7 protein-coding genes are annotated in these 11,765 nt (G+C 68.4%); all 7 read left to right on the top strand.

The features are described 5' to 3' along the window. The first annotated feature begins 79 nt into the window (after positions 1-79). From IPI56_08910 to rfbB, 7 genes are read left to right on the top strand one after another with little or no spacing between them, the layout of a single operon-like run. The gene (locus tag IPI56_08910; GenBank protein ID MBK7545844.1) at positions 80-4,846 is read left to right on the top strand and encodes a hypothetical protein; all 4,767 of its coding nucleotides are present in this window, start codon (positions 80-82) and stop codon (positions 4,844-4,846) included. A 45-nt stretch (positions 4,847-4,891) separates the two neighbouring features. Further along, entirely contained in the window at positions 4,892-5,719 is an 828-nt protein-coding gene (locus tag IPI56_08905; GenBank protein ID MBK7545843.1) for a tryptophan synthase subunit alpha, read from the top strand. After that, complete coding sequence (locus IPI56_08900) at positions 5,709-6,548, top strand: acetyl-CoA carboxylase carboxyltransferase subunit beta (GenBank protein ID MBK7545842.1); 840 nt, start codon at positions 5,709-5,711, stop codon at positions 6,546-6,548. The genes IPI56_08905 and IPI56_08900 overlap by 11 nt, the downstream gene beginning before the upstream one ends. Continuing rightward, a complete protein-coding gene (locus tag IPI56_08895) occupies positions 6,549-7,763 on the top strand; it encodes a bifunctional folylpolyglutamate synthase/dihydrofolate synthase (protein MBK7545841.1) in 1,215 nt (404 codons plus the stop codon). Then, a complete protein-coding gene (locus tag IPI56_08890; protein MBK7545840.1) occupies positions 7,760-8,665 on the top strand; it encodes an ROK family protein in 906 nt (301 codons plus the stop codon). The genes IPI56_08895 and IPI56_08890 overlap by 4 nt, the downstream gene beginning before the upstream one ends. Further along, on the top strand, positions 8,662-10,764 hold the full coding sequence (locus tag IPI56_08885) for an LPS-assembly protein LptD (protein ID MBK7545839.1): 2,103 nt from the start codon (positions 8,662-8,664) through the stop codon (positions 10,762-10,764). The genes IPI56_08890 and IPI56_08885 overlap by 4 nt, the downstream gene beginning before the upstream one ends. Then, the gene (rfbB, locus tag IPI56_08880) at positions 10,764-11,765 is read left to right on the top strand and encodes a dTDP-glucose 4,6-dehydratase (protein ID MBK7545838.1); all 1,002 of its coding nucleotides are present in this window, start codon (positions 10,764-10,766) and stop codon (positions 11,763-11,765) included. Before IPI56_08885 ends, rfbB begins: the two co-directional genes overlap by 1 nt.

Below are 11,765 nucleotides of genomic sequence, written 5' to 3'. Positions count from 1 at the left end.
TAAAGCGGGGTCGATCGCCCGGCAAGGGGCGCGCCGACCCGCCCTTGCGGATCGTCGGAGCCCGTGTTAGGCTTGAACGGTGAGCGTCGCCCGAATTCTGTTCGTCGCGGAAGCCGTCACCCTGGCCCACGTGGGGCGCGCCCTCGCCTTGGCGCGCCTGTTGGACCGGTCCCGGTTTGAGCCGCTCTTCGCGTGGCACCCCCGGTTCAACCGTCTTTTGGGGCCGCTGCCGGGCGAATACTACCCCATCCACAGCGTCTCGGCCGAATTCTTTCTCGATCGTCTCCGGGCCGGGCGCCCCCTGTACGACGCCCGCACCATCGAAATTTACGCCGCCTGGGAACTGGAAATTTTTCGTGAAGCGCGGCCGGACGTGGTGGTCGGGGATTTTCGGCTGTCCCTATTGACCAGCGCGGCCGTGACGCGGTTGCCGTACGTGAACGTCGTCAACGCCCATTGGAGCCCCCACGCCGCGCCGCGGTTCCGGGTGCCCGAGACGTCCTTGGCGCGTCGGGTTCCGCTGCCGCTGGCGCAAACCGCTTTCGATCTTGTCCGTCCCTGGGCCTTTCGCGCCCACGCGCGGGACTTCAACCGGTTGAGCCGCAAATTCGGAGGACCCCATTGCGGAGGGGACCTCAGGGCCATTTATTGCGCCGGCGACCGGACCCTTTATCCGGACATACCGGAAATCACCCCGACGCGCGACTTGCCGTCCTCCCACCGTTACCTCGGTCCGGTGGTCTGGTCCCCCGCGGTGGCGACGCCGCCGATCCTGCGGGGGCTCCCCCGGGACAAACCGGTGGTCTACGTGGCGTTGGGTTCTTCCGGTAACGAGAGGCTGCTGCCGTTGATCCTGAAGGCGCTGGCCGGTCTTCCGGTCCGCGTGTTGGCGGCGACGGGGGGGAAAATTCGAACCGAGCCGGCGGGACCGGACCAGCACCTCGTCGATTTCCTTCCGGGCGACGCGGCCTGCGCCGCGGCCGATCTCCTTGTTTGCAACGGCGGGGTGGCCAGCGCGCAGCAAGCGTTGGTCGCGGGGATTCCGGTCGTGGGCATCGCCTCCAACATGGACCAATTCCTTTATATGGAGTTTGTGGAGAAATCCGGGACCGGGGTGCTGTTGCGATCCGATCGACTGACACCCGCCGCCGTGACCCACGCCGTGCGGGAGGCCCTCGCCAACGGGTCGCGGCGGGACCGCGCCCGCGCCTTGGCGGCCGTGGCCGGGCGATACCGGCCCGGGGAAATACTGAACGAGACCGTCGACGAGCTCGCGCGACGGGGCGGCGCGCGTTCGTCGGTTTCGCCGACGCCCCCGGCCGCGCCCTCCCCCGAGGAGGCTTTGCCGTTGGAAGCGCCGGAAATCGTCCAGGAATTGGTCCGGGCGGCGATCCTGGCTCCGTCCTCGGCCAACTGCCAACCCTGGCGGTTCGCCTGGGACGGGGATGCCCTGGAGATTTTCATCGATCCCATGCGATCGAACCCGTTTTTTGATTTTGTCAACGTCGACACTTGGATCGCCTTGGGGGGGGTGTTGGCGAACATGGAGGCCGTCGCCGCCCGCCGCGGTTTGGGTTTGTGGGTGGAGACGTTTCCCGAGGACGCCCGCAACGGATTGTGGGCCCGGGTCCGGGCCACCAACCGTCCGTCGGAGTCGGGCCCTCTCGCGGACATGATCCCGGCGCGCGCGACGAACCGGCGGCCCTATCGTCGGACCCCGGTGCCACCGGACGCGCGGGCCGAGTTGGAGCGTTGGGCGGCGGCCCCGGGGCTCCGTTTGGATTGGATCGACACCCCCGCGGGCATCTCGGAAGCCGCCCGCGCCCACGGGTTGTTCCACCGGCTTCTGTTCGACAACCCCGGCATTTGGCTCAGCATCGCCCCCTGGATCCGCCGCACCGAGGACGAAGAGTACTCCCGAAGGGACGGCATGGGGCTGCGCTCCCTGGAACTGGGCCCGGTGGTTCGGTGGATTTTTCGTCGTCTCCTGGGCCCCGGGGGGGGCTTGTTGGCTCGCTGGCTGGGGGCGGCGCGCTGGGCCGAGGCCGGGGCCCGACGGGTGGGGGAGGCGGGGGGCCTTTACGGGTTGATCACGGCCGAGGCCATGGCCCCCGGTCCCTTCTTGGATGGGGGGCGCGCGTTTCAGCGGCTGTGGCTCGCCGCCACGGCGCGGGGTCTGTCGATTCAACCGCTGGCGGGCGTTTTGTTGCTCGATTACCGGCGACGGTTCGCCGACGGAGGGGGGTTCAGCGACCGCCAACGCGCGGTCGTCGAAGAGGCCGCGGCGGCCCTGACGCGCGGGACACCGGCGTTCGCCCAACGGGTCCCGGTGATGTTTTTCCGCGTGGGCTACGCCGACCCGCCGTCCGCGCGGGCGATGCGCCTGCCCCTCGAGTCCGTCTTCCTCGACAAACGGGGGAAATGGGGGACTTTCCTGCCGGCGGCCTCCCCGGCGCGGCGGGTGACCCCCGCCTTGCCCGGGCCGGCGCCGCGGCAGCGGCCGCGCCGGGTGCTCTTCATGGCCGAGGCCGTGACGGTCACTCACGTCGGGCGTCTTTTTAAATTGGCGGCCGGTCTCGATCGCTCGCGCTTCACGCCGCTCTTTGCCTGGGACCCCCGTTACAACACATGGCTGGGGAATTTCACCAATGAATTTTATCCTCTCCGGACCGTGTCGACCACCGACTTCCGCCAACGCCTCTACCGCGGGGCGCCCGTTTACGACTTCGCCCTGCTGGAGCGGTACGTCAGTTGGGATTTGGAGATTTTTCGCGAGAGCCGCCCCGATGTCGTGGTCGGGGATTACCGCCTGTCCCTGGGCACGAGCGCCCAATTCGCCGGCATCCCTTACGTTAATATTATCAACGCCCATTGGAGCCCTTACGCGCGGCCGCGCTTTCGCGTTCCCGAAGGCCCCGTGACCCATCGGTTCGGTGTGTGGCCGGCCCAACTTGTTTTCGACGCGTTGCGGCCGATTTTTTTCCTGCGCTACGCCCACGACTTCAATCGGCTGAACGCGAAATTCGGACGTCCGGAGTTTGGCCACAGTTTGCAAGAAATATATTGTCACGGGGACATCACCCTGTACCCGGACTTCCCGAGCGTGGTGCCCGTCGAATGGTTGCCGGTGTCCCACCGTTACATGGGGCCTGTGGTCTGGTCACCGAATTTGCCTTTTCCCGAGGAATTGTCGCGGCCGGCGGCCGGGAAAAGAACCGTCTACGTGAATTTGGGAACCTCGGGGAACGCGACCGTCTTGCCGGCGGTGCTTGCGGCCCTCGCGCGCCGGCCGACCCGGGTGGTTCTCGCCACCGCGGGGGCGGAGCCGCCGGCCAATCCCGATCCGTCCCGGTTGGAATTGCACGTCCTTCCTTTCGTCCCGGGCGACAAGGCCTGCGCGGGCGCGGATCTGGTGGTTTTCAACGGCGGATCCGCGGGGGGACAGCAGGCGTTGTTGGCCGGAAAACCCGTTTTGGGTTTGCCGTCCAATTTGGACCAGTTCCTTAACATGCATTTTATCGAAGCCGCGGGGTTGGGGCGCCTGCTCCGTCCGGAATGGGCAACCCCGGCGCGGATCGCGGCCGTTTTGGACCAAATGTTCGAGGACACCGGCTTGTTCGAGCGCGCGCGGCTTTTCGCCGCCCGCGGCACTCCCATGGACGCCGACCGGGTTCTGGCCGAGGCGTTGGAGGGGGTCTTGGCGGGGCGTCCCGCCATGGACAGTCCCGTTCCTCGCCCGGCGCCCGCCGCGTCCCCCGCCGTCCCCCCGCTTCCCCCCGCTTTGGGGCGCGCTCTCGTGGAAGCGGCCGTGCGGGCCCCCTCCGTGGGCAACAGCCAGCCCTGGCGGTTCTCCTGGGACGGGACCTCCGTCGGCGTCCACGTTCAACCCGACCGCGCCAACCCTTTTCTCAACTACACGAACCCCGACACCTGGGTCGGCCTGGGGTGTGCTTTGGCCAACATGGAGGTGGCCGCGGCGGCCCGCGGGTACCGCACGGAGGTGGAGATGCCCGAGGACGCCCGGGGCGCTCTGGTCGCGCGGGTGCGACCCGTGCCCGGATCGCGCACGGACCCGTCGTTGGAGGCCGTGTTGTCGGCGCGGGTGACCAACCGGTTGGCTTACGACGCGCGGCCTTTGTCCGCGGCCCACCGCGACGCGCTTTTTTCAGCGGTGGCGCCGTTTGAACCGGACGTGCGCATGGAGTGGGTGGACACCCCGGCGTCCCGCGATGTCGTGGCCAACGCCATGGCGGTCTACAACCGGGTGTTGTTTGAAAACGACGGTTTGTTGACGTCCTTTCTCACCTGGTTGCGCCGGACGCCGGCCGAGGCCGAGGCCACCCGAGACGGTCTTTCTTTGGAAAGTCTGGAGTTGGGGCGTTTGGGCGGGGCGCTGTTCACCCTGGCCGCCTCGACCTGGCGGGCGCCTTTGTTGGCGTGGACAGGCCTGTTCTCCCTGTTTCAAAAAGGGTCCGCCGCCCGGTCCCGCCGCTCCGCGGCCTTCGGCATGCTCAGCATCCCGCTGAACGATGTCGAGAGCCTGGTCACGGCCGGCCGAGCCCTGGAGATCCTCTGGCTCAAAGCCACCCAACGGGGGCTGGCGTTCCAACCCTTGGCGGGTCCGCTGCTATTGATGTCGCGCATGCGGTTTTCCGGCGGGGCGGGGCTCACGGCCCGGCAACAACGCCTGGCCCACCGCATGATGGCCGACCTGGGCCGCGTCTTCCCGTTTTTTGACACCCGGTGCCCGGCCGTCTTCTTCCGGGTGGGCCACGCCCCGGCGCCCACGGCCCGGTCCCTGCGGCATTCGGTCGACAGCCTTTTCACCGATCTCACGACGAAGTGACGTTGTTCCGGCGGCGGATTCTTACTAGAATACGCTCCCGTCGACATGAGAACCCTTTCGAACCGCATCGACCGCGCCTTTGACGCCCTGCGCCGCCAAAAGCGCAAGGCGCTCATCGCCTATCTCACCGGGGGTTTCCCGACCCTGGCGGCCACGGACCGCGCGGCGCGAAACTTGGCCGCCGCCGGGGTGGATTTGCTGGAAATCGGCGTGCCGTTTTCGGACCCCATCGCCGACGGGCCGACGCTCCAATATTCCGCTCACAAAGCGCTGGAGAACGGAACGACCCTGGCGCGCCTGTTGGAATGGGCGGGGCGATTTCGCCGTCGGTCGTCGATCCCCTTGGTGTTCATGACGTACATGAACCCCGTCCATCGGTTCGGTGTCGCCCGGTTCGCGGCGGCCGCCCGCCGGGCGGGCGTCGACGGGGTCATTGTCCCCGATTTGCCCCTGGAGGAGGCCGCCGTCCTTGAAAAGCCGCTCGCCGCGGCCGGTCTGGCGCTGATCCATCTGGTGGCCCCCACGACGCCCCCGGCGCGCCGCGCGCGGATCGCCGCCCGGACCCGGGGGTTCCTCTACGCGGTTTCCCTCACCGGAGTCACGGGCGCCCGGGCCGCCCTGCCCCGGGATCTGGAGGCGTTCGTTCGGGACGTGAAGCGCCGGTCCCCGGCGCCGGTGGCCGTGGGCTTCGGCATTTCGACCCCGGCGGCCGCGGCGCGCGTGGCCCGGGTTGCCGACGGCGTCATCGTCGGTTCCGCCCTCGTCCAGCGCCTGCGGGACCGGCGGCCGCTGCTCCCTTTTGTGCGTTCCTTGCGCCGCGCGTTGGACGGCGCTCCATCTTCTTTCTATCGAGGAGGCCCCCATGGCCGTTGATGAATCGGGACAAAAGAAACGTGTGCCCCACGGACTTTGGACGAAATGCCCCAAGTGCGAGCAAATCATTTACAACAAAGAGCTCGCCAAAAACCTGAAAGTGTGCCCGAAGTGCCATTACCCCCTGCGCACCAGCGCTCGGGAACGGCTGGCGCAACTGGTGGACGAGGGCACCTTCGAAGAGATCGGCGCTTCCCTGGCGGCCGCGGACCCGTTGGGGTTCGTCGACACGGCGGCCTACGCGGACCGCATCAAGGAAAGCCGTAAAAAAACCGGGGAGCGCGACGCCATCCTGGCCGGGGTCGGCGCCGTCGCCGGCCAGCGGGTGGCCCTCGCGGTGTTGGATTTCGGGTTCATGGGCGGCAGCATGGGCAGCGTGGTGGGGGAGAAAGTGACCGAAACCATCGAACGCGCCATCGCCGACAAAATCCCCGCCCTGGTGGTCTCCGCCTCGGGCGGCGCCCGCATGCAGGAAGGCATCTTGTCGTTGTTCCAAATGGCCAAAACCAGCGCGGCCCTGGGGCGGTTGGAGAAGGCCCGCTTGCCGTTCATTTCTCTCGTGACCGACCCCACCACCGGGGGGGTGACCGCCAGTTTCGCCATGCTGGGCGACGTCATCCTCGCGGAGCCCAAGGCCCTGGTGGCCTTCGCGGGGCCCCGGGTGATCGAACAGACCATTCGGCAAACCTTGCCCCAGGGTTTCCAGCAATCCGAGTTCCTTCTGAAACACGGCATGGTCGACATGGTGGTCGACCGGGCCCACTTGAAAGAACGTCTCGGTCGTTTGTTGGCCTTTTTCATGGACGCCCGAAAAAACCTCGCCAAGTAGGTGGCCGCCCCGGCCCCCGTCATCCGGCCCGGCCTTTCCCGCGTGCGGGCCGCCCTGGACCGGCTGGGCCACCCCGAAGATTCTTTCGCCGCCGTTTTGGTGGCGGGCACCAACGGAAAGGGTTCCGTGGCGGCCCTCACGGCGTCCGCGCTCCGCGCCGCCGGACACCGCGCGGGACTCTACACCTCGCCCCATTTGGTCGCGCCGCAAGAGCGGATCCGGGTGGACGACCGGACCATCCCTCCCTCCGACGCGGCCCGTCTCGCGCGGAGGGCCCGCGCCGCCGCCCGCGGACTCACGGAATTCGAGGTCCAAACCCTCGTCGCTTTTCTTTGGTTCGCTGAAACCGGGGTTGACATCGCCGTTTTAGAGGCCGGCCTGGGCGGCCGATGGGACGCCACCAACGCCTTCCCCGCCCCCGAGGTTGCGGTGATCACCTCCATCGGCCACGATCACCGCGATTGGTTGGGGCCCACCTTGCGGCACATCTACCGCGAGAAACGGGAAATCGCCCGGCCGGGGACGGCCTTGATTCAAAATTTGCCCCGTTTTTTGTGGCCCGAAGCGCGCCGGTGGGCCGCGGCGACCGGGGTGCCGACCGAAACCCTGGGGTTGGATTTTCGCTGGTCGGCGGGTCGTTCGACCCCGGCGGGAGAAGCGTTCGCGCTGGACCCCGGCCGGCGGCCCCTGCGTGTGCCTTTTCGAGGGCCGCACCAGCGGGACAACGCGGCGATCGCCGCGCGGGTCATCGGCGCCCTGCGTCGCCGGGGGTGGTTCGTGCCGGACCGGGCGATGCGGCGGGGTTTCGCCGCGGCCCGTTGGCCGGGACGGTTCCAGGTCATCCGTCGGCGTCCCCCCGTCGTGGTGGACGGCGCGCACAACGCCGAGGCCGCGACGGCCCTGGCCCGCGCCTGGAAGACCGCCTTCGGTCCCCGCCGCGCGGCCTTGGTGTTCGCCTGCCTGAACGACAAGGACGCCCCGGCGATCGCGCGGGCGTTGTCCGGCGTGGTGGCGCGCGCGGTGACGATGGATTTGCCGACGCCCCGGGGGCGGTCGGCCCGGGACCTGGCGGCGCTGTGGTCCCGCCGCGTCCCGGCGGAAACCGCGCCCTCGTTCGCCGCGGCCTGGGAGCGGGTGAAAGGCGAGCCCGTCTTGATCGCGGGCTCGTTGTACCTGGCCGGGGCGGCGTTGAAACATTTCGGGAGGTGTCCATGAGGAAGGGCTTGCGGTTGGGCGTCGATCTGGGCGGCACGCGCGTCAAATTGGGGTTGGTCGACGAACGCGGGCGCGTTCTGGATCGCCGCGCCGTGGACACGGTGGCGGATCCCCGGGCCCTCGCGCGGGCGGTGTGGATCGCCGCCCGGCCCTGGATGGAGCGGGGGGTTCGGGGGACGGGGGTGGGCGTGGCGGGCGACGTGGACGCCGCCCGGGGTGTGGTCCGGTTGGCGCCCAATCTGGGATGGCGCGGGGTGTCGGTGGCCCGCCATTTCCGGGCGGCGGGGTGGACGGGTCCCCTTTGTTTCGAGAACGACGCCACGGCCGCGGCCTGGGGCGCCTACCATATGGAATTGCATTGCCGCGTGGGGTCGCTGGTGTTGATCGCCCTGGGGACGGGGGTGGGGGGCGGGTTGGTTTTTAACGGGGCTCTGTACCGCGGGGCCACCGGCTCGGCGGGCGAAATCGGCCACCTGGTGGTCGATCCGAAAGGGCCGCGCTGCGGGTGCGGCGGACGGGGTTGCCTGGAAACCTATTTGGGGGCGGTGGGGCTGTCCGCCGAGGCCGCGCGGCGCGACGCCGCGCGCGGCCGCAAAAACACCGACGTGACCCCGCTCGACTTGGCCCGCCGCGCCCGGCGGGGCGATCCGGTGGCCCGCGCCGTCTGGGACCGGGCCGGACGGGCCCTGGGCGCGGCCCTCGCCAATCTCGTCAACACGCTCAATCCGGAAGTGATCCTGTTCACGGGCGGGGTGGCGCGGGCGGCCCCGTTGTTCCTGCCCACCGCGCGACGGATTCTGCGCGCGACGGCTTTCCCCGCGCCGGCCCGGGCGGCGCGCTTTCGCGTCAGTCGGGACCCGGAGTCCCTGGGCCTGGTGGGCGCGGCGCTCCTGGTCGAATGAAAACATTTTGGCTCCTTTCGGTATTGGTCCTGGCCGGCGTGGGCGCGCGGGGCGCCGCTTCCGTCGATCTGTCAACGGGGACGGCCCTGTCCACGGCCACCCTCACCTGCGACGAGCTCGATTATTTCACCGAGGCCAACCGGCTCGAGGCGCGCGGAAACGCCGTTCTGACCTCGAGCGGCACCCGCCTTCGGGCCGACGCCTTGACCCTGGTCCCCGCCGCCCGGACGGCGGAGGCGTCGGGTCGGGTGGTTTTGAAGGACGATGTATTGACGCTGTTCGCGGACCGCGTTTCCTACGATTGGGCCCAAAGCACCGGATCGCTGCGGGAGGTCTTTATCCGTCAGGGATCCTGGCGCGTTTGGGGGCGCGAGGTCGAGCGCCTGGGGCCGGATCTCTTCCGTTTGCGCCGCGCCGCTTTCACGAGTTGCGACCGCGATCCGCCCCACTACCATTTCCGGGGGGGGAGCGCCGTCTACCGCGTCGACAAGCGGATGTCGGTGTCCAACGTCCGGTTCGCCCTGGAGAAAACCCCGCTGCTTTACATCCCTTTCTATTCCCGTTCGCTTCAGGACAACCGGTGGACTTTGACCATCGATCCGGGCAACAGCGCGCGGAACGGCCTGACCACCAAAACCCTTTTTTCCTACCCCCTCGGCAAGAGCGCGCGCGCCGGCGTCCTCTGGGACTACTTTTCGCGGGCCGGTCAGGGGCTGGGGGGCGAATTGACCTACGCCGATCCCGCCGCCCGCGGCTCCCTCAGCGCCTACATGATCCGCGATCGCATCGTGGACGAACAGCGGTGGAATGTGCGGTTCGCCCACTGGCAGCGGTGGTCGCCCCGCTGGCAGGTGCAATCCAACGTCGCGTTCCAGTCGGATGAGGAGGTGAACAACACCTTCGTCCGGGACGATTACCAGCGCCGCCGCCAGTTGGGCGAGTCCGATATCGCCTTCACCCACACGGCCCCCTGGTTCACGGCGCGGATCGTCGCCGAGCACGACCGGGCGCTGGACGACGCCCGGGACCGCTTCGTCACCGCGCGCACGGTCTTGCCCCGGTTGACGGCCCAAACGTCGGCACTGCGGGTGGGGCGCAGCAGTCTCTATTTCCAAGGATCGGCCAATTTTGAAAGTTTTTACGACCGCCCGGAGGCGGTCGCGGGCACGCCCAACCCCATCCTGCCGGGCAAGGACGCCGTCCGCCAAACGGCGGACACGACCGCGTCCCTCCGGTGGCGATGGCCCCTGGGCAAAACGATTTCGATCGAGCCGTCCGCGGGTTTGACGGAGCAATGGCAGTCCCACCGGGAGGAGGCGACCGCGCTGAATCCCAAGGATCTGTTGCAAGGGCGCGGGTTCACCGGGCTCAACTGGCGGCACCGCCTGACCCCCGCGCTGGATTACGACCTCACCCACCGATATCAGGTGCGTTGGCGGCCCGACACCTGGACACGCGACCACGCGGCGGTCGACGCGGGGCTGGAACGGAACGAAGTGTCTTTTTTCGGTTCGTGGCGGCCCTCGTCGGCGGCCTGGGCGCGATTGACCACCGCCTACGATTTTCGCGATGCCCCGGGGTTGGGGTTTCAATCGCCCCGCCAGCGGGTGACCCCGCCGAGCCTCGATGTGACGGTTCGCCCGTCACGCGCTTGGAGCGCCACGTGGCGGGAAACCCTGCAGCTTTACCCCACGCGAAAAACCCAAAGCCGTCAAATGGCGCTCCGCGCCGGGGCGACCGACCGGGCCTACCTTTCCTCGGGTTTCAGCTATAATGTGGGCCGAGCCGGGCAGTTGGATTTGAACCACGGGGCCGCTTTCTCGCTCACCCGGGGCTGGTGGCTCAGCGGGGACATTCATTACACGGCCGAGGGCGGCGGCCGGTTGCGCTACAACCACGTGGCGTTCAAAGAAAAGAATTTCGTCGTCCGCCGCGACCTGCACTGTTGGGTGGTGCGCGTGACCTACCGGGAGCGCCCGGGCGTGAACGAATTGTATTTTCGATTGGATTTGAAAACCAACGCGCAAGCGCGCGCGGCGCGGCCGTCGGCGGGCGAAGAGCAGTATTACCCCGCCCGCGACAACCGGGGGGATTACTGATGCGATTGCTCGTGACGGGCGGCGCCGGGTTCATCGGTTCCCATTTCGTCCTTCATCGACTGGCCACCCACCCGCGGGACCGGGTGGTCACGCTCGACAAGCTGACCTACGCGGGCAATTTGGCCAATCTGGGCGAGGCGCGCCGTTCCCCACGCCACCGTTTTGTTCGCGGGGACATCGGCCACGCCGCGACGGTCCGGCGGGCCCTCGCGGGGGTGGACGCGGTGGTCCACTTCGCGGCCGAAACCCACGTCGACCGGTCGCTCCTCGACGCCGACGTGTTCCTCCAAACCAACGTGCAAGGCACCTACACCTTGGCCCACGCCGCCCGGGCCGCCGGGGTGCGCCGGTTTGTGCACGTGTCCACGGACGAAGTCTACGGGTCGGTGCCCCGGGGCCGGTCCCGCGAAACCGACGTTTTGGCTCCCACCAGTCCCTACGCCGCTTCCAAAGCCGCCTCCGACCAAATGGTCCTCAGCCTGTGGCGGACCTTCGGCGCCCCCGCGATCGTCACCCGCTGCACCAACAATTTCGGCCCCCGCCAGCACCCGGAAAAATTCTTGCCCCTCTTCATCACGAACGCGTTGGCGGGGCTCCCGCTGCCGCTCTACGGTCGGGGGGACAACGTGCGCAACTGGATCCACGTGCTGGACCACTGCGAAGCCATCGGCCGGGTGTTGGAGCGCGGCCGGCCCGGCGAAATTTACAACATCGCGGCGGACCGGGAACACCGCAACATCGACGTGGCGCGGGCCATCCTGCGCTGGACGGGCCGCCCGTCGTCGTTGTTGACGTTCGTGACGGACCGCACCGGCCACGACGCCCGCTACGCGCCGGACGCCTCCAAAATTCGGCGGCAATTGGGCTGGCGGCCGCGGCGTCCTTTTTCTTCGGAGTTGCCGCGGTTGATCGAATGGTACCGAACGAACGAATCCTGGTGGCGGCCCGTTCGCGGCGCGGCCTTCCGCCGGTATTACAAAAAACAATACGGAAAGCGGTGA

The sequence above is a fragment of the Elusimicrobiota bacterium genome, assembly GCA_016706425.1.
In the GTDB taxonomy this organism is placed as follows: domain Bacteria; phylum Elusimicrobiota; class Elusimicrobia; order FEN-1173; family FEN-1173; genus JADJJR01.
The sequence above is the reverse complement of the archived record's forward strand: the minus strand, read 5'-3'. Positions and strand labels throughout refer to the sequence as shown.

What these genes read in the sequence shown, in the direction of transcription:
- IPI56_08905 (MBK7545843.1), top strand. Translation starts at nt 4,892, where the DNA reads ATGAGAACCCTTTCGAACCGCATCGACCGCGCCTTTGACGCCCTGCGC.
- IPI56_08900 (MBK7545842.1), top strand. Translation starts at nt 5,709, where the DNA reads ATGGCCGTTGATGAATCGGGACAAAAGAAACGTGTGCCCCACGGACTT.
- IPI56_08890 (MBK7545840.1), top strand. Translation starts at nt 7,760, where the DNA reads ATGAGGAAGGGCTTGCGGTTGGGCGTCGATCTGGGCGGCACGCGCGTC.
- IPI56_08885 (MBK7545839.1), top strand. Translation starts at nt 8,662, where the DNA reads ATGAAAACATTTTGGCTCCTTTCGGTATTGGTCCTGGCCGGCGTGGGC.
- rfbB (MBK7545838.1), top strand. Translation starts at nt 10,764, where the DNA reads ATGCGATTGCTCGTGACGGGCGGCGCCGGGTTCATCGGTTCCCATTTC.